The organism is Pseudomonas sp. SMV7, from assembly GCF_052041995.1.
Lineage (GTDB): Bacteria > Pseudomonadota > Gammaproteobacteria > Pseudomonadales > Pseudomonadaceae > Aquipseudomonas.
Map to the genome: position 1 here is coordinate 19,729 of NZ_JBKGGT010000020.1, position 18,968 is coordinate 38,696.

Here is an 18,968-nt window from a genome sequence, read left to right on the forward strand (position 1 = left end):
CCAATGCCCTGGAGGCGACCATGAAATACCTGTGCTGGTCTATTGTGACGAGGGGCTGCTGCACAGCCTGCCCGACAGCCCGGAAGACGCCGAATGCCTGGCGTACGCCGAATCCATCCAGGGCTCCGGGCGAATGCTGGCGGCCGAGGCGCTGAAGTCGGTGCAGACTGCCACCACGGTACGCATGCGCAACGGCCAGATGAGCCTGACCGATGGCCCGTTTGCCGAGACCAAGGAGCAACTGGCCGGCTTCTACCTGGTGGAAGCCCGCGACCTGAACGAGGCCCTGAACATCGCCAAGGGTATTCCCGCCGCCCGGGTCGGCAGTGTCGAGGTGCGGCCAGTGCGTGAACTGCAACCCTGACAACAACGGAGAACCCAGCATGAGCCTTGCACTGCCTGCGCAAGCACAACACGAGTTGTCCATCAGCCGCCTGATCGACGCGCCACCGGCCAAGGTGTTCCGCGCCTGGACCGAACCCGAGTGGCTGATGCAGTGGTGGGGCCCGCACGGCATGACCACCCCGGAGTGCGAAATGCAGTTGTGGCCCGGCGGCCTGTTCCGCACCCTGATGCGTGCACCGGATGGCAGCGAATACCCGAACCAGGGTGTGTTCCTGGAAATTGCCGCGCCGCGCCGGTTGGTGTTCACCGATGCCTTCGGCCTGGGCTGGGTGCCCTCGAACAGAGCCTTCATGACCGCCGTGATCAGTTTTGACGAAGAGCAGGGCAAGACCCGCTACACCGCCCGTGCCTGGCACTGGAGCGCCGCCGACTGCCGAACCCATGAGGAGATGGGCTTCCACCAGGGCTGGGGAGAAAGCCTGGACCGGCTGGTGGAGGTGGTGACCCAGCGGATGCCTGACTGATGCAGGCCCTGGCGCAGGTGCGCGCCGAGGTCGAGGCGGTCTACCGGCATGAGTCGCGCCGCATCTTGGCGACGCTGATCCGCCTGCTGGGCGATTTCGACCTGGCCGAGGAGGCCATGCACGATGCCTTCTTCATCGCGGTCGAGCGCTGGCAGCGCGACGGCATACCGGCCAACCCGCGGGCGTGGCTGGTCTCCACCGGGCGCTTCAAGGCCATCGATGCGCTGCGCCGGCGTGCCCGGTTCGACCGTTCCCAGGCAGACCTGAGCCTGTTGCTCGCAGGCCAGGCGCAGGACCCCAGCGAAGAAGAACTGCTGGCGGACGACCGCCTGCGGCTGATCTTTACCTGCTGTCACCCGGCGTTGTCGGCTGATGCCCAGGTGCCGCTGACGTTGCGCGAAGTCTGCGACCTGACCACCGAGCAGATCGCCCGCGCCTTTCTGCAAAGCCCGGCGACCATTGCCCAGCGCATCGTGCGTGCCAAGGCCAAGATCCGCGATGCCGGCATCCCTTACCAGGTGCCGGAGCTGAACGAGCTGCCCGAGCGCCTGGGCAGCGTGCTGCGGGTGATTTACCTGGTGTTCAACGAAGGTTATTCGGCGTCGTCGGGCGAGGCGCTGTTGCAGCAGGACCTGACTGACGAGGCCATACGCCTGGCGCGGCTGCTGGTGCAGTTGTTGCCCGACCCGGAGGCGGTCGGCCTGTTGGCCCTGATGTTGCTGCAGGCGTCCCGGCAGCGAGCACGTACCGATGGCCAGGGCAACCTGGTGGTGCTGGAACAGCAGGACCGCAGCCTGTGGGACCGGCAACGCATTGCCGAAGGCTGCGAACTGGTGCGCCAGGCCCTGCAAAGCCGGGGGTTCGGTGCCTATACCGTACAGGCGGCGATTGCGGCGGTGCATGCCGAAGCGGACACCGCCGAGGCCACCGACTGGGCCGAGATTGTCGGGCTGTATGACGTGCTGCAGCGGCACTGGCCGTCGCCTGTGGTGGCGCTGAACCGGGCGGTGGCGCTGGCGAAGCGGGACGGGCCGGAGGTCGGCCTGCGGGAAATCGAAGGGATTCTGGCGCGCGGGGAACTGCTGGATTACCACCTGGCACATGCGGCGCGGGCCGAGCTGCATTACCAGCTGGGGCACGTGGCGCAAGCGCGTGCGGCCTGGCGGCAAGCGCTGGCGCTGACCCGGCAGGCGCCGGAGCGCAGGCACATCGAACGGCGGTTACAGGCTAGCGAATGATGTTTGCTGCAGCTGCCTGCTCGCGGGCGCGGTCGCGAACAGGCAGGTGCTGGCTACAGCAGGCTTCAGCTCGCCACGAAGTTCGGCGGCGACACCAGTTCCACGGTCTGCTGTTTGCGCGGCGCCAGGATCTCGGCTTCACCCTCGACCACCAGCTCATCGTTCTGGTTGTACACATTGGTGGCGATACGCACCTTGAACTTGGGCAGTTTCTCGAGAATTTCCAGGCGCACGGTCAGGCTGTCACCAATCTTCACCGGCTTCTGGAAGCTCATTTTCTGGCCCAGGTAGATGGTGCCAGGGCCAGGCAAGGTGCAGGCCACGGCGGCGCTGATCAGCGCGCCGCTGAACATGCCGTGGGCGATGCGCTCGCGGAACATGCTTTTGGCGGCGAATTCGGCATCCAGGTGCACCGGGTTGTGGTCACCGGACATCGCGGCGAACAGCTGGATATCACGTTCTGCAACGGACTTCTTGTATTCGGCCTTCTGGCCGACTTCGAGGGCTTCGTAGGGCGTGTTGGTGACCTGGGTCATCGGGGCTTCCTTAAAGGGCGGGCGAGGGCGCCTATCATTCGCTGCGGGCAGGCCGGCCAAGGGCCAGCGCCTGTTCGAGCCAGGCGAGAATATCGCCAGTGACCTCGTCTCGATTGAGTTCGTTGAGCACTTCATGCCGCGCCTCGGGGTAGACGCGCAGCTGTACATGTCGATTGCCGGTCGCGCGCAGGGCGTCGGCCAGGTGGGTGAGACGCTTGCCGGCACTGACCGGATCACATTCACCGCCGATCACCAGCAGCGGCAGGTTCGGATCGATCTGCGCGAGGTTACCCGGCTGGCTGATCTGCGCCAAGCCTTGCAGCAAGTCGAGCCACAATTGGTTGCTGCAGCGGAAGCCGCACAACGGGTCGTTGACGTACAGGTCGACCTGCGCCGGGTCGCGGCTGAGCCAGTCGAATGCCGTGCGGTTGGGCTTGAAGGCCTTGTTGAACGAGCCGAACGACAACCATTCGATCAGCGCGCTCTTGCCCAGCGGCCCCTGGCGCCAGGCTTCCAGCCGGGCAATCAGCCGCGCCACACGGTACAGCATCGCCGGTTGGTAGTTGGAGCCACTGAGGATCGCCCCATGCAGGCTGCCGCTGTGGTGCAGCAGGTAGGCCTGGGCGATGTAGCTGCCCATGCTGTGGCCGAACAGGAACAGCGGTGTGCACGGGTACTGCTGGCCGATGTGCTGGGCCAGCAGGCCAAGGTCGTTGACCACGGCATTCCAGCCATGCTGGCGGGCGAACAGGCCGAGGCTGCCCAGTTCGGCGGTGCGCCCATGGCCGCGCTGGTCGGCGCCGAACAGGGCAAAGCCCGCCTCGCTCAAAGCCTGGCCCAGCGGCTGGTAGCGCCCGGCATGCTCGGCCATGCCGTGGGCCAGCAGCACCACGGCCTTGACCGGCGAGGCCGGCAGCCATTGGTGTACGTACAGGCTGCAGTGCTCGCTGGCAGGCAGCCAGAAGGCGTCGTGAGGCATGGCGGGTCCTTGTGCGCACGGTTACCCGAACAGTGTATGCACAACCGGCCGGATTGCAGGAAGGGCACAAATAAGATTCACAATGTTAATGGCGGCACTTGGCGTATATGCCACCTTGGGCTTACCTGCTAACGTCGGTTCAACGCCTTTTCGCTTTCGGGCGGGCAGGTAAAAGGATGACAGGACACACAGTGGGTCCCGGCAGAGGAACAATAATAAATGCAAGCCGAATTCTGGAACGACAAGCGCCCGGCGGGCGTGCCTTCCACCATTGACATCAATGCCTACGCCTCGGTCATCGAGGTGTTCGAGCGCTCCTGCAAGCGCTTTGCCGACCGCCCGGCCTTCAGCAACCTGGGCGTGACCCTCAGCTACGCGGACCTGGAGCGCCATTCGGCGGCCTTCGCCGCCTGGTTGCAGCAGCATACCGACCTCAAGCCGGGTGACCGCATCGCGGTGCAGTTGCCCAACGTGCTGCAGTACCCCATCGCGGTGTTCGGCGCCCTGCGTGCGGGCCTGATCGTGGTCAACACCAACCCGCTGTACACCGAACGCGAGATGCGCCACCAGTTCAAGGACAGCGGCGCGCGTGCGCTGGTGTACCTGAACATGTTCGGCAGGCGCGTGCAGGAAGTGCTGCCCGATACCGGCATCGAGTACCTGATCGAGGCGAAGATGGGTGACCTGCTGCCCGCTGCCAAGGGCTGGTTGGTCAACACCGTGGTCGACAAGCTGAAGAAAATGGTCCCGGCCTACCGGCTGCCGCAGGCGGTGTCGTTCAAACAGGTGTTGCGCCAGGGCCGCGAATTGTCCGCCAAGCCGGTGCCGCTGAGCCTGGGCGACATTGCCGTGCTGCAATACACCGGCGGCACCACGGGGCTGGCCAAGGGCGCCATGCTCACTCACGGCAACCTGGTGGCCAACATGCTGCAGGTGCTGGCCTGTTTCTCGCAGCACGGGCCGGACGGGCAGAAGCTGATCAAGGAAGGCCAGGAAGTGATGATCGCACCGCTGCCGCTGTACCACATCTATGCCTTTACCGCGAACTGCATGTGCATGATGGTGACCGGCAACCACAACGTGCTGATCACCAACCCGCGGGATATTCCCGGCTTCATCAAGGAGCTGGGCAAGTGGCGGTTCACGGCCCTGCTGGGCCTGAATACCCTGTTCGTCGCGCTGATGAACCACCCGGGCTTCCGCCAGCTCGACTTCTCGGCGCTGAAGGTCACCAACTCGGGCGGCACCGCGCTGGTCAAGGCCACTGCCGAGCGCTGGGAAAGCCTGACCGGCTGCCGCATCGTCGAAGGCTACGGCCTGACCGAAACCTCGCCGGTGGCCAGCACCAACCCCTATGGCCAGCTGGCGCGCCTGGGCACGGTGGGCATCCCGGTGGTGGGCACCGCCTTCAAGGTGATCGACGATGACGGCAACGAGCTGCCGCTGGGCGAGCGCGGCGAGCTTTGCATCAAGGGCCCGCAGGTGATGAAGGGCTATTGGCAGCAGCCCGAGGCCACGGCGCAGGCCCTGGACGCAGACGGCTGGTTCAGGACCGGCGATATTGCGGTGATCGACCCGGACGGCTTCACCCGCATCGTCGACCGCAAGAAGGACATGATCATCGTCTCCGGGTTCAACGTGTACCCCAACGAGATCGAGGACGTGGTCATGGGCCACCCCAAGGTAGCCAACTGCGCAGCCATCGGCGTGCCGGACGAGCATTCCGGCGAGGCGGTGAAGCTGTTCGTGGTGCCGCGCGAGGGCGGGCTGAGCGTGGATGAACTGAAGGCGTACTGCAAGGCCAACTTCACTGGCTACAAGGTGCCCAAGCACATCGTGTTGCGCGACTCGTTGCCGATGACGCCGGTGGGCAAGATTCTGCGGCGGGAGTTGCGTGATATAGCTTGATACCAGGTTGGCTTGTTCGCGGGCTCGCCCGCTCCCGCAGGTACTGCACAGCATTCCAAGGACTGTGAGGCCCCTGTGGGAGCGGGCAAGCCCGCGAATGCCGTGAAAGCGCTCTAACAGGCTATTTATAGCCCGATCTGCGACATCTTGGCTAAATACTCTAAAAATGACTTGTATTGTTCATTGAGTCATTTTTGTGACCGTAAGGCCCGCTTTGGCCCCTAGGCGACCCCAGGTAAAGCTGTTACTCTCGGCCCGCTTTCAGATGATCCGGTTTGCAACGAGCCGTCATCCCATATCAATAATAAGCGCATCGACGCGTGAATCGAACTTCGCTGTTGCTGAAGGAGTGGGCTTCCATGATCGAACATTTTTGGAAGGATAAGTACCCAGCCGGGATTACGGCGGAAATCAATCCTGACGAATTCCCCAATATCCAGGCGGTACTCAAGCAATCCTGCCAACGCTTTGCCGACAAACCGGCCTTTAGCAACCTGGGCAAGACTATCACCTATGGCGAGCTCTATGCGCTGTCCGGGGCGTTTGCCGCCTGGCTGCAACAGCATACCGACCTCAAGCCGGGTGACCGCATTGCCGTGCAGCTGCCCAATGTCCTGCAATACCCGGTAGCGGTGTTCGGCGCCATGCGCGCCGGGCTGGTCGTGGTCAACACCAACCCGCTGTACACCGCGCGGGAGATGGAACACCAGTTCAACGACTCCGGGGCCAAGGCCCTGGTGTGCCTGGCCAACATGGCCCACCTGGCTGAGAAGGTGGTGCCCAAGACCCAGGTCAGGCATGTCATCGTCACCGAAGTGGCCGACCTGCTGCCGCCACTCAAGCGCCTGCTGATCAACAGCGTGATCAAGTACGTGAAGAAGATGGTGCCGGCCTACCACCTGCCGCGTGCCGTACGCTTCAACGACGCACTGGCGCTGGGCAAGGGCCAGCCGGTGACCGAGGCCAACCCGCAGGCCAACGACGTGGCGGTGCTGCAGTACACCGGTGGCACCACCGGCGTGGCCAAGGGCGCGATGCTGACCCACCGCAACCTGGTGGCCAACATGCTGCAGTGCCGGGCGCTGATGGGCGCGAACCTGCACGAAGGTTGCGAAATCCTCATCACGCCGTTGCCGCTGTACCACATCTACGCCTTTACCTTCCATTGCATGGCAATGATGCTGATCGGTAACCACAACGTGCTGATCAGCAACCCGCGTGACCTGCCGGCAATGGTCAAGGAGCTGGGCAAGTGGAAGTTCAGCGGTTTCGTCGGCCTCAACACGCTGTTCGTTGCCCTGTGCAACAACGAGGCCTTCCGTGCCTTGGACTTCTCCGCGCTGAAGATCACCCTGTCCGGCGGCATGGCCCTGCAACTGAGCGTGGCCGAACGCTGGAAAACCGTGACCGGCTGCGCCATCTGCGAAGGTTACGGCATGACCGAGACCAGCCCGGTGGCCGCAGTGAACCCGTCGGAAGCCAACCAGGTCGGCACTATCGGTATCCCGGTACCCTCGACCCTGTGCAAGGTGATCGATGACGCGGGCCACGAACTGCCGTTGGGCGAGGTGGGCGAGCTGTGCATCAAGGGCCCGCAGGTGATGAAGGGCTACTGGCAGCGCGAGGACGCCACGGCCGAGATCCTCGACAGTGAGGGCTGGCTGAAGACCGGCGATATCGCAGTGATCCAGCCGGACGGCTACATGCGCATCGTTGACCGCAAGAAGGACATGATCCTGGTTTCGGGTTTCAATGTGTACCCCAACGAACTGGAAGATGTGCTGGCGGCTCTGCCGGGCGTATTGCAGTGCGCGGCCATCGGTGTGCCGGACGAGAAGTCGGGCGAGGTGATCAAGGTGTTCGTCGTGGTCAAGCCGGGCATGACCGTGACCAAGGAGCAGGTAATGGAGCACATGCGCGCCAACGTTACCGGCTACAAGGTACCGCGCCAGATCGAGTTCCGCGACGCGCTGCCGACGACCAACGTGGGCAAGATCCTGCGCCGTGAGTTGCGTGACGAAGAGCTGAAGAAGCAGGGCTTGAAGAAGATCGCCTGATCGACCTTGCTGAAGCATTCGCGGGCACGCCCGCTCCCACAGGTATTGCGCCGAGTCAGAGGGCTGCGTGGTACCTGTGGGAGCGGGCGTGCCCGCGAATGCTTCAGCGCAGTTTTTCCAGCATCTGGTAGTACCACATCCCGGCCGCCAACAGCGGATTCCCCAGCAAATCGCCCATCGGCACCCGCACATGCCGGCACTGGGCAAAGGTGTCGAACTTCTCCAGCGTCCCGGTCAACGCCTCGGCCATGATCTCGCCCATGATGTGGCTGGTGGCAATGCCGTGCCCCGAATAGCCCTGGCAATACCACACGTTGTCCGACAGCTTGCCCAGCTGCGGGATACGGTTGACCACGATGCCCATCGCGCAACTCCACTGGAACTCGATCGGCACGCCCTTCAACGCCGGGAAGGTGCGTTCGATGCACGGGCGCAGTTCGCCCTCGATGTCGCGTGAGTCACGGCCGGAATAGTTCGCGCCACCGCCAAACAGCAGGCGCTTGTCTGCGGTCAGGCGGTAGTAGTCGAGGACGAAGCGGCAGTCGTAGACCGCCAGGTCCTGCGGGTTGATCTGCTCGGCCAGCTGCCCCAGCGGTGCGGTGGTGACGATGCCGCCCATGGCCGGGAAGATCTTGCCCTTGAGCTGGCGTTTCTCCAGCTTGTGATACACGTCGCCGGCCAGCATCACCTGGCGCGCCTCGACCCGACCGTGGGCAGTGACCACGGCCGGGCGCGGGCCGTGGACGATGTCCAGCACCTCGGAGTTCTCGAAGATCAGCGCCCCCAGGCCATGGGCGGCGCGGGCTTCGCCCAGGCACAGGTTGAGCGGGTGCAGGTGCAGGTTGCGCAGGTTCTTCAACGCGCCCAGGTACAGCGGGCTCTGCAGGTGTTCAGCGACGCCGTTGCGGTCCAGCAACTGCACCTGCTCGCCCATGCCGCGGCGCCGGGCCTCGGCCTCGAATGCGCGCAGCTCATCCATGTGCGCGGGTTTCATCGCCGCATGCAGGTGGCCGCGCTTGAGGTCGCAGTCGATGCCATAGCGCGCCACGCGCTGTTCGATCAGCTGGTGCCCGCGCCAGCGCAGATGCCAGATGAAATCGTCGACTTCGGCCCCCAGGCGGTTGCGCATCTGCGTGCGCATGGCTTCGTCGCCCGACAGGCTGCCCGTGACCTGGCCGCCATTGCGCCCGCTGGCGCCCCAGCCAATGCGGTTGGTTTCGACGATGGCCACCTTCAGGCCACGCTCGGCCAGTTCCACCGCCGTGGCCACGCCGGTGAAGCCGCCGCCGATGATCGCCACGTCCACCTGCACCGTGCCTTTGAGCTGCGGATACTCGGTGTGGTCGTTGAGGGTGGCGCTGTAGTAGGACGGCGCGCGCTGCGCCGGGCCTTGGTTCAATGCTGCATTCATGGGTGTTCCTTGTTGTTCGGGGCTCAGGCCTGGTGCAGGTACCAGCGCCAGTCCTGTTCGCTGACTTCGGCCATGAACTGGCGGTACTCGGCGCGCTTGACCTTCAGGTATACGCCCAGGAATGCCTCGCCAAAGGCCTCGCGGGCCCAGCCGGAATGCTGCAGGGCATCGAGCGCGGTCAGCCAGTCGGTGGGCAGGTGTTCGCTGGCCTGGGCATAGCCGTTGCCTTCCACCGGCGCGCCAGGGTCAAGTTGTTCGCGGATGCCGCGGTGGCTGGCGGCGAGGATCGCCGCTGCTGCCAGGTAGGGGTTGGCGTCGGCGCCGCAGATGCGGTGCTCCACATGCCGGCTGTTGGCCGGGCCACCCGGTACGCGCAGGCTCACGGTGCGGTTGTCCACGCCCCAGGTGGGCGCCAGTGGCGCGTAGCTGTTGGCCTGGAAGCGGCGGAACGAGTTGGCATTGGGGCAGAACAGCAACAGCGAGTCGCGCAGGTGGTGCAACATGCCGGCCACGGCCTGGCGCAGCAGCGGGGTGCCGGCCTTGTCGTCGCTGGCGAACAGGTTGGTGCCGGCGTCGTCGGCCAGGCTCAGGTGCATGTGCATGCCGGTGCCGGCCAGGTGCGCGAACGGCTTGGCCATGAAGCAGGCCTGCATGCCGTGGGCATGGGCCACACCTTTTACCAGGCGTTTGTAGCGCACGGCCTGGTCCATCGCCTGCAGCGCGTCGCCGTGCTCGAGGGTGATTTCCACCTGGCCGGGGGCATATTCCGAGATCGCCGTGCGGGCCGGGATGCCCTGGGCCTTGCAGGCGGCGTAGAGGTCGGCGAGGAACGGCTCGATCTGCTCCAGTTCGCGCAGGCCATAGACCTGGGTGCTGCGTGGGCGGCCGCCATCGTTGTCCAGCGCCGGTTGCGGACGGCCCAGGGCGTCACGCTGCTGGTCGAGCAGGTAGAACTCCAGTTCGCAGGCCATCACCGGGTGGTAGCCGTCGGCCTTCAGCGCGTCGATGGTGCGCAGCAGCACATGGCGTGGGTCGGCGATACTGGCGGGCAGGCCTTCGCTCGGGTGCATGCTCACCTGTACCGCGGCAGTCGGCACCCGCCGCCAGGGCAGGCGCACCAGGCTGCCTTCCAATGGGTAGGCGCGGCAGTCGATATCGCCCACGTCCCACACCAGGCCAGAGTTTTCCACATCGTCGCCGTTCAGGGTCAGGCCAAGGATGGTGCTGGGCAGCGGCCGGCCGCTCTGGTACACGGCCAGCAGCTCGTCGCGGTGCAGCAGCTTGCCGCGCGGGACGCCGTTGGCGTCGAGGATGAACAGTTCGAACAGCTCGATATCGGGGTTGTCGGCCAGGAAACGCCTGGCCTGCTCTACAGGTGCAAAGTGCATGATGGATTCGCTCATGGGCGCACGGGGCCACCGCACAGGCAGGCGGCCCAGTCGAGTCAAACGGCCGGACCAAGTCCGGGTTCGGTCATGAAGGCGTGCGCGAGCCATCCGGTGGGCGGGCGTGACGGCAGTGCCACAGGGCCCAGAAGGCGAGGATGATGTGGACCAGCGGATTCTCACCGGCACGGCGCCTGGCCTTCGGCAGCGAAGGGCGGGGCGAGGGTGGGGCGATGGGCTGGACGGGAGTCATGCCTTGGATACTCACATGCGGGCTAAGGTTGATTAAAGCAGTGAATGGCAACCTTTACATCGCACTAGGTTAAACATTTGGCTGCCTGTGCCGGCCTATTCGCGGGCTCGCCCGCTCCCACAGGGACCGCGCAACATTCAGCCTTGATGCAATCCTGTGGGAGCGGGCAAGCCCGCGAATAGGCCGGCACAGGCAGCAGAAAACCGGCAAATCTGCGACAATCGCGCATCCTTCGAATGCCGATCATGAAAAAGCAGGCTCACCTGCATCACTCAAAAGCCCCATGACTGACCACGCCATCGACAAACTGCTGCAAAACCTCGACCACGCCATGCTCGCCGACCGCCATCGCCTGCGCCGGCAATTGCACGAACTGCGCAAGCGCCCCGACGAGGCGAAGCTGGCGCAATGGGTGGAGAAGGTCCAGGCCTCCTGCGCCCAGGTCACCGCGCGCCAGCAGAGCGTGCCTACCGTGCGCTACGACGACAGCCTGCCGATCGCCGCCAAGCGTGACGAAATCAAGAAGGCCCTGGCCGAACACCAGGTGCTGGTGATTGCCGGCGAAACCGGTTCCGGCAAGACCACCCAGTTGCCGAAGATCTGCCTGGAACTGGGCCGTGGCAGCCATGGCATGATCGCCCACACCCAGCCACGCCGGATCGCCGCGCGCAGTGTGGCGGCGCGGGTCGCCGAAGAGCTGGGCACGCCGCTGGGCGGGTTGGTCGGCTACCAGGTGCGCTTCGAGGACCAGAGCGACGCCAACACCCTGGTCAAGCTGATGACCGACGGTATCCTGCTGGCCGAAACCCAGCACGACCGCTTTCTCGAACGCTACGACACGATCATCGTCGACGAAGCCCACGAACGCAGCCTGAACATCGACTTCCTGCTCGGCTACCTGAAGACCCTGCTGCACCGCCGCCCCGACCTGAAGCTGATCATCACCTCGGCGACCATCGACCTGGAGCGGTTCTCCAGGCACTTCGACGGTGCGCCGATCATCGAGGTGTCCGGGCGCACCTTCCCGGTGGAAACCTGGTACCGCCCGCTGACCAGCGAGCAGGACGAAGAAGGCAACCAGATCGAGGACGACCTCACCGTCGACCAGGCCATCCTCGCTACCCTGGACGAGCTGGCGCAGCACGAGCGCAGCCTCGGCAAGGGGCCGGGCGACGTGCTGATCTTCCTGCCGGGCGAGCGGGAAATCCGCGATGCCGCCGAGATCCTGCGCAAGGCGCAACTGCGCCATACCGAGATCCTGCCGCTGTACGCACGCCTGTCGCCGGCCGAGCAGCAGCGCATCTTCCAGCCGCACAGCGGGCGTCGCGTAGTACTGGCCACCAACGTCGCGGAAACCTCGCTGACCGTGCCGGGCATCCGTTACGTGATCGACACCGGCACCGCCCGCATCAGCCGCTACAGCTACCGCGCCAAGGTCCAGCGCCTGCCGATCGAGGCCGTGTCGCAGGCCAGTGCCAACCAGCGTAAAGGCCGCTGTGGCCGGGTCGAACCGGGCATCTGCGTGCGTCTGTACAGCGAAGAGGATTTCAACAGCCGGCCGGCGTTCACCGACCCGGAGATCCTGCGCACCAACCTGGCGGCGGTGATCCTGCAGATGCTCCACCTGCGCCTGGGGGCGATCGATGCCTTCCCGTTCATCGAGCCGCCGGATGGCAAGGCCATCAGCGACGGTTTCAACCTGCTGCAGGAGCTGTCGGCGGTCAACCGCGAGAACCAGCTGACCCCGATCGGCCGCCAGTTGGCGCGCCTGCCGATCGACCCGCGGCTGGGCCGCATGCTGCTCGAAGGCGCGCGCCTGGGCAGCCTGCAGGAAGTGCTGATCGTGACCAGCGCGCTGTCGGTGCAGGACCCGCGCGAACGGCCGCCGGAGCGCCAGCAGGCCGCCGACCAGGCGCACGCGCAATGGAAGGACGTGGACTCCGATTTCGCTGCGCTGGTCAACCTCTGGCGAGGCTTCGAAGAGCAACGCCAGGCGCTGACCGCCAACCCGCTGCGCAACTGGTGCCGCAAGAACTTCCTCAATTACCTGCGTCTGCGCGAATGGCGCGATGCCCATCGCCAGCTGGCGCTGATCTGCCGCGACCTGCAGTTGACGGTGAACAAGGAGCCGTCCGACTACCCGAAAATGCACAAGGCCATTCTCAGCGGGCTGCTCAGCCAGATCGGCCAGAAGACCGAGGAGGGCGACTACCAGGGGGCGCGCCAGCGACGCTTCTGGGTCCACCCGTCCTCGGGCCTGGGGCGCAAGCGCCCGCAGTGGGTAATGGCTGCCGAACTGGTCGAGACCACCAAGCTGTATGCGCGCATGGTGGCCAAGATCGAGCCGGACTGGATCGAGCCGCTGGCCGGCCACCTGGTCAAGAAGAACCACTTCGAACCGCACTGGGAGAAAAAGCGCGGGCAGGTGGTGGCCTATGAGCAGATCACCCTGTACGGCCTGATCCTGGTCGGCCGCCGGCCGGTGCATTTCGGCCCGATCGACCCGGTCACCTCGCGCGAGCTGTTCATCCGCGAAGGCCTGGTCGGCGGCGAAATCCAGTCGCGGGCCAAGTGCCTGGCGGCCAACAAGCGCCTGCTCGAACAGCTCGACGAACTGGAGGCCAAGGCGCGCCGTCGCGACATCCTCGCCGACGAAGAAACCCTGTATGCCTTCTACGAAGCGCGCCTGCCGGCGGAAATCCACCAGACCGCGACCTTCGACAGCTGGTACCGCATGGGCAGCCAGAAGGACGCCAACCTGCTGATCATGCGCGAGGAGGACGTGCTGGCCCGCGAAGCCAGCGAAGTGACCGCCGCGCAGTACCCCGACAGCCTGCAGCTGGGTGACCTGCGCCTGCCGCTGAGCTACCACTTCGAGCCCGGCCATCCTCGTGATGGTGTGACCGTGCGGGTGCCGGCACCGCTGCTGCCGAGCCTGCCGGGCGAGCGCCTGGAGTGGCTGGTGCCGGGCCTGCTGGAAGCCAAGTGCGTGGCGTTGGTACGCAACCTGCCCAAGGCCCTGCGCAAGAACTTCGTGCCGGTGCCGGACTTCGTCAAGGCCTCGTTGGCGCGCATGACCTTCGGCCAGGGAGCGCTGCCGCAGGCCCTGGGCCAGGAGCTGCTGCGCATGACCGGTGCGCGGGTGCCCGACGAGGCCTGGGACGAGTCGGTCAACCTGGTCGAAGGCCACCTGCGCATGAACATCGAAGTGGTCGATGGGCAGGGCAAGTTCCTGGGTGAAGGCCGCGACCTGGCCGAGCTGACCGCGCGCTTTGCCGCTGCCAGCCAGGCTGCGCTGGCCGTGCCGCGCGACGCCAGCAGCGAACAGCCGGTGCAGGCCAAGGCCTTCAGCGAGGTCAAGCAGACTGCCCAGCAGAACATTGCTGGCCTGTCGATGACCGTGTACCCGGCGTTGGTGGAAGATAACGGCAGCGTCCGCGAAGGGCGTTTCTCGACCCAGGCCGAAGCCGAGTTCCAGCACCGCCGCGCTTTGCAACGCCTGCTGCTGCAGCAGTTGGCCGAGCCGGCCAAGTTCCTGCGTGGCAAGCTGCCGGGGCTGACCGAACTGGGCCTGTTGTATCGCGAACTGGGCCGCGTCGAGGCATTGGTCGAAGATATTCTGCTGGCCAGCCTGGACAGCTGCATCCTCGACGGCGAACAGCCGCTGCCGCGCGACGGTGCTGCATTGGCCGGGCTGGCGGAACGCAAGCGCGGCAGCTGGGCCGAACATGCCGAGCGTCTGGCCCGCCAGACCCTGGAAGTGCTGAAGCTGTGGCATGGCTTGCAGAAGCGTTTCAAGGGCAAGATCGACCTGAGCCAGGCGGTGGCGCTGAACGACATCAAGCAACAGCTGGGCAACCTGGTGTACCCCGGCTTCGTGCGCGAAACCCCCGCAGCCTGGTTCAAGGAATTGCCGCGCTACCTCAAGGCGGTGGAGCTGCGCCTGGAGAAGCTGGGCGCGCAGGTGCAGAAGGACCGGGTGTGGAGCGGCGAGCTGGGCAACCTGTGGGCGCAGTACAAGGCGCGTGCCGACAAGCATGCCCAGGAGGGCAAGCGCGACGAGCAGCTGACCGTCTACCGCTGGTGGCTGGAAGAATATCGGGTATCGCTGTTCGCCCAGCAGTTGGGCACCAAGGTGCCGATTTCCGACAAACGTTTGAGCAAACAGTGGAGCCAGGTGGAGGGCTAAACTTCCCTGTTTGTGGCACTATTAGGGCAATTTGGGGTCGCGTTGCGACCCCCCGCGGGCGAACCCGCTGCCACAGGCGCAGTACACCAGGGAGCAGCTTTGCCTTTGAATTGGCACTAAAGTGCCATTAACTTGCCATATTCCAGCCCGCGCCCCGTGGCGCTGGCCTTTTACCAGAGGAACGACCGTGCATAACGTCGTGATCAGCGGCACCGGCCTGTACACCCCGGCCCAGAGCATCTCCAACGAAGAACTGGTAGCCTCCTTCAACAGCTGGGCGCAGCAGTTCAACCAGGACAACGCCGCGGCCATCGAGCGTGGTGAGATCGAAGCGGCGCCGTTGTCCGACGCCGCCTTCATCGAAAAGGCCTCAGGCATCAAGAGCCGCTTCGTCATGGACAAGGCCGGCATCCTCGACCCACAGCGCATGAAGCCACGCTTGCCGGAGCGCTCCAATGACGAGCCATCGGTACTGTGCGAAATGGCCGTGGCCGCCGCTCGCCAGGCCCTGGAGCGCGCCGGCCGCAGCGCCGCCGATGTCGACGGGGTGATCGTCGCCTGTTCCAACCTGCAGCGTCCGTACCCGGCCATCGCCATCGAAGTGCAACAGGCATTGGGCATCCAGGGGTTTGCCTTCGACATGAACGTGGCCTGCTCATCGGCCACCTTCGGCATCCAGACCGCTGCCAACAGCGTGGCCCTGGGCCAGGCCCGTGCGGTGCTGATGGTCAACCCGGAGGTGTGCACCGGGCACCTGAACTTCCGTGACCGCGACAGCCACTTCATTTTTGGCGATGCCGCTACAGCAGTGCTGCTCGAGCGTGCCGACCAGGCGACCTCGGCGCACCAGTTCGAGGTTGTCAGCAGCAAGCTGTGGACCGAGTTCTCCAACAACATCCGCAACAACTTCGGCTTCCTCAACCGCGCGGCGGAAGAGGGAGAGGGTGCAGCGGACAAACTGTTCATCCAGGAAGGCCGCAAGGTGTTCCGCGAAGTGTGCCCGAAGGTGGCCGAACTGATCGGTGAACACCTGCAGGAAAACGGGCTGCAGCCGAGCGATGTGAAGCGCTTCTGGCTGCACCAGGCCAACCTCAGCATGAACCAGCTGATCGTCAAGAAACTGCTGGGGCGTGAGGTAGCCGAGGAAGACGCACCGGTGATTCTCGACCGTTATGCCAACACCAGCTCGGCGGGCTCGGTGATTGCCTTCCACCTGTACCAGGATGACCTAGCCAAGGGTTCGCTTGGCGTGTTGAGCTCGTTTGGTGCGGGGTATTCGATCGGTAGCGTGATCCTGCGCAAGCGCTGATTCATCGGGCGCCCGTTCCGGCCTCTTCGCGGGTAAACCCGCTCCCACAGGTTCGGCACAGCTTTTGAGCACTGCACGGTACCTGTGGGAGCGGGTTTACCCGCGAAGAGGCCGGCGCATTTCTGCCAGGCAAAAAAAAGCGGGAAATGCCGGATGGGGTCGGCATTTCCCGCTTCAGGTGAAGCGCAATCGGTGTTGCTTAGAACTTGGCTTCCAGGTCGACCTGCAGGGTATCGACATCGGCATCGCTGTTGGGCAATTGCGACAGGTCGGTCTTGGCCATCAGGTAGGCAGCGCCCAGCGAGAAGTTCTTGTCGATTTCATAGCCGACCTTGAACTTGTGCCCGCGCGAACCGGTAAAGCCGTTGCCAAAGTCCGAGTCGGTGAACAGGCTGACCACGGCGTTACGCTGCACGTCGCGGTAGTTGTAGTCCAGGCTCCAGGCGCCAACCTTGGTTTTCAGGCCCGCCAACCAGGCCTGGTCTTCGCCGTCGGTGCTTTCGGTGTTCTTCACATACTGGCCGTAAGCCGACAGCGGGATGGCAAAGCCGGTGAAGTCCAGCTGGCCGAAGCCTTCCACCAGGTTGAACTCGTTGGTGGTGTTGCCGAACGACTGCAGGATGGTGGCTTCCTTGTCGTTGTCGTAGCCATAGATACTGGCACCCACGGTCAGCTTGAGCGCGTCTGCCGGGGCGAACCTGGCGCCCAGTTGGCCGTGATAGACCTGTGCATCATGCTTGTACTGCACACCGTCGCCATCGACGTTGTCCTTGAGCGTGTACTGGCCGGCGCTGGCGAACACTTCGGCGCCACCCAGGTCGGTCTTGTAGGTAGCGGCCACGCCTTCCGGGTTGATGTCGCTATCCCAGATGATGTCGCCCATGCTTACCCACGGCTGTGCCATCTTGCCGCCAATCAGGTGCAGGTTGGGGACGGCGGTCGGGTGCCAGTCGAGGTAGGCCTGGTCGACCCACAGCGACTTCTTGTCGAAGTAGTTGTCGAAGCTCTGGTTGGTCGAGCGGCGGTCGGCGCTGCTGCCGGTGGCGATACGGATGCCCGCGTCCACCTGCGGGTTGATTTCGCTGTAGAAGCCGACACGGGCCCGCACGCGCTGGCGGTCCTGGTTGCCGCTGCTGCTGTTCGGGTTGTCGACGTTGACGTCTTCGTAACGCAGGCGCAAGTCACCCTTGACCTGGGTCTTGGCGGCCCATGCCACTTTCTGTTCAAAGGAGCTCATCCGGTCGGACTGAGCTTTCTGAGCGGCCTTTTCCTTGGTTTCCTGAGCCAGGTCTGCCTGCAGTTCGTTGTACTGCGCCTGGTTGATCGAGCCGTTGGCGCGGAGCATTTCGAGCAGCTTGGCGTCGACAGCTGCACTGGCCGGAGTACTCAGAGCCAGCATCATGCCGGTGAGGCTCACTCCGGTAAGTGTAGAAACAAGACGCATAAGGTTCTCCCTGTTGAATAAGATGGGGGAGCTCAGGCGCCCGCCCCCTGTATTGGCATGTCTTCGGAAAGGGCCTGAATAGACAGGTTCTGGGGTTCCGGAAAACAGGCGCAAGTATTGCGGGGGCGAATGACAGATTAATGTCGAATTAGTGGCACTGCGGTTAAGTAATTGAGAATAAAAGGATCGCCACGGCCTGGGTGAATTGAGTGGCGAGCCTTCCTTGGGGATACTGGGTACCTTGAAACAGCGAGTCGAAACCGTGACCAGCCTGTACAGCCTTGCTCATCTGCGTGACCTGCCGGCGGCTACCTGGGATGCCCTGGTGCCGCCCGGCCATCCGTTCCTGCGCCATGCCTTTCTCAGTGCCATGGAGGACAGCGGCAGCGTCGCGCGCAACACCGGCTGGGCCGCCGAGCACCTGGTGCTGGAGCGTGACGGGCAGGTGCGGGCGCTGCTGCCGGCGTACCGCAAGTGGCATTCGTTTGGCGAGTACGTGTTCGACCATGGTTGGGCCGATGCCTGTGAGCGGGCCGGCATCGCCTATTACCCCAAGCTGCTCGGTGCCGTGCCGTTCAGCCCGGTCAGCGGGCCGCGCCTGCTGGCCGGCGACCCTGCCGACGGCCTGCTGATGCTGCAGGCGTTGCCGGAGTACCTGGGCAAGGGCGGGTTGTCCGGGGCGCACATCAACTTCACCGATCCGCAGCTGGATGCGCAGATGGCCGGGATGCCGGGCTGGATGGAGCGGCTGGGTTGCCAATTCCACTGGCGCAATCATGGCTACCGTGACTTCCAGGACTTCCTCGACAGCCTCAGCTCACGCAAGCGCAAGCAAATGCGCAAGGAGCGTGAGCAGGTAGCCGGGCAGGGCATCGATTTTCGCTGGTACCACGGCGCGGAGCTGGACCAGGCGCAGTGGGACTTCGTCTACCGCTGCTACGCCAACACCTACGCAGTGCGCCGGCGTGCGCCTTACCTGACGCGCGAGTTCTTCAGCTTGCTGGCCGAGCGCATGCCCGAGGCACTGCGCGTGGTGATGGCGCGGCAAGCCGGGCGGGACGTGGCGATGGCCTTGAGCCTGGTCGGCGGCGACAGCTTGTTCGGGCGTTACTGGGGCTGCCTGGATGAGTTCGACCGGCTGCATTTCGAGACCTGTTTCTACCAGGGCATGGACTTTGCCATCGCCGAGGGCCTGCAGCGTTTCGATGCCGGAGCACAGGGCGAGCACAAGCTGATACGCGGGTTCGAACCGGTGCTGACGCGGTCGTGGCACTACCTGCTGCACCCAGGGCTGCGCCGGGCGGTGGAAGATTTCCTGGCGCAGGAGCGGGAAGGGGTGCGGGCGTATGCCGAGGAGGCCCGGGGGCTGCTGCCCTATCGCCGGGACTGA

The 18,968-nt window shown here is 64.7% G+C and carries 12 protein-coding genes and 1 pseudogene; 8 read left to right on the forward strand and 5 right to left on the reverse strand.

The annotated features are described in order from the left end of the window. Nucleotides 1-20 precede the first annotated feature (20 nt). The 3 genes and pseudogenes from ACLEJP_RS21020 to ACLEJP_RS21030 all read left to right on the forward strand — a co-directional run bounded on the left by ACLEJP_RS21020 (nt 21) and on the right by ACLEJP_RS21030 (nt 2,107). Nucleotides 21-364, forward strand: a pseudogene (locus ACLEJP_RS21020) (YciI family protein). A gap of 19 nt (nt 365-383) precedes the next feature. After that, nucleotides 384-869 (forward strand): SRPBCC family protein, encoded by a 486-nt coding sequence (locus ACLEJP_RS21025; RefSeq protein ID WP_440809480.1) that lies wholly within the window; start codon nt 384-386, stop codon nt 867-869. After that, the gene (locus ACLEJP_RS21030; protein ID WP_440809483.1) at nt 869-2,107 is read left to right on the forward strand and encodes an RNA polymerase sigma factor; all 1,239 of its coding nucleotides are present in this window, start codon (nt 869-871) and stop codon (nt 2,105-2,107) included. The genes ACLEJP_RS21025 and ACLEJP_RS21030 overlap by 1 nt, the downstream gene beginning before the upstream one ends. Nucleotides 2,108-2,172: 65 nt before the next feature. Here ACLEJP_RS21030 and ACLEJP_RS21035 read toward each other — a convergent pair whose 3' ends face one another. After that, nucleotides 2,173-2,643: a MaoC family dehydratase gene (locus ACLEJP_RS21035; RefSeq protein ID WP_440809485.1), complete on the reverse strand. Its 471-nt coding sequence runs from the start codon at nt 2,641-2,643 to the stop codon at nt 2,173-2,175. A 34-nt stretch (nt 2,644-2,677) separates the two neighbouring features. Continuing rightward, nucleotides 2,678-3,622: a lysophospholipase gene (locus ACLEJP_RS21040; protein WP_440809488.1), complete on the reverse strand. Its 945-nt coding sequence runs from the start codon at nt 3,620-3,622 to the stop codon at nt 2,678-2,680. A 219-nt stretch (nt 3,623-3,841) separates the two neighbouring features. Here ACLEJP_RS21040 and fadD2 point away from each other — a divergent pair, with 219 nt between their 5' ends. Together fadD2 and fadD1 are read left to right on the forward strand one after the other, a co-directional pair. Further along, entirely contained in the window at nt 3,842-5,530 is a 1,689-nt protein-coding gene (gene fadD2, locus ACLEJP_RS21045) for a long-chain-fatty-acid--CoA ligase FadD2 (protein ID WP_225778779.1), read from the forward strand. A gap of 359 nt (nt 5,531-5,889) precedes the next feature. After that, on the forward strand, nt 5,890-7,587 hold the full coding sequence (gene fadD1, locus ACLEJP_RS21050; protein WP_289131031.1) for a long-chain-fatty-acid--CoA ligase FadD1: 1,698 nt from the start codon (nt 5,890-5,892) through the stop codon (nt 7,585-7,587). A 103-nt stretch (nt 7,588-7,690) separates the two neighbouring features. Here the strand turns inward: fadD1 and ACLEJP_RS21055 are convergent, their stop codons facing one another. Beyond that, nucleotides 7,691-8,998 (reverse strand): NAD(P)/FAD-dependent oxidoreductase, encoded by a 1,308-nt coding sequence (locus ACLEJP_RS21055; RefSeq protein WP_440809492.1) that lies wholly within the window; start codon nt 8,996-8,998, stop codon nt 7,691-7,693. 23 nt (nt 8,999-9,021) lie between these two features. After that, on the reverse strand, nt 9,022-10,386 hold the full coding sequence (locus ACLEJP_RS21060; protein WP_440809624.1) for a glutamine synthetase family protein: 1,365 nt from the start codon (nt 10,384-10,386) through the stop codon (nt 9,022-9,024). 533 nt (nt 10,387-10,919) lie between these two features. On the opposite strand from ACLEJP_RS21060, the gene hrpA reads away from it, so the two are divergent. Together hrpA and ACLEJP_RS21070 are read left to right on the forward strand one after the other, a co-directional pair. Beyond that, nucleotides 10,920-14,825, forward strand: a complete 3,906-nt coding sequence (hrpA, locus tag ACLEJP_RS21065; protein WP_440809495.1) for an ATP-dependent RNA helicase HrpA — start codon at nt 10,920-10,922, stop codon at nt 14,823-14,825. A 187-nt stretch (nt 14,826-15,012) separates the two neighbouring features. Then, nucleotides 15,013-16,134 carry a beta-ketoacyl-ACP synthase III gene (locus tag ACLEJP_RS21070; protein WP_440809498.1) on the forward strand — a complete coding sequence of 374 codons (1,122 nt, stop codon included), beginning with the start codon at nt 15,013-15,015 and terminating at the stop codon, nt 16,132-16,134. 199 nt (nt 16,135-16,333) lie between these two features. Here ACLEJP_RS21070 and ACLEJP_RS21075 read toward each other — a convergent pair whose 3' ends face one another. Continuing rightward, nucleotides 16,334-17,578 carry a putative porin gene (locus tag ACLEJP_RS21075; RefSeq protein ID WP_440809501.1) on the reverse strand — a complete coding sequence of 415 codons (1,245 nt, stop codon included), beginning with the start codon at nt 17,576-17,578 and terminating at the stop codon, nt 16,334-16,336. 262 nt (nt 17,579-17,840) lie between these two features. On the opposite strand from ACLEJP_RS21075, the gene ACLEJP_RS21080 reads away from it, so the two are divergent. Further along, nucleotides 17,841-18,968: a GNAT family N-acetyltransferase gene (locus ACLEJP_RS21080; RefSeq protein WP_440809626.1), complete on the forward strand. Its 1,128-nt coding sequence runs from the start codon at nt 17,841-17,843 to the stop codon at nt 18,966-18,968.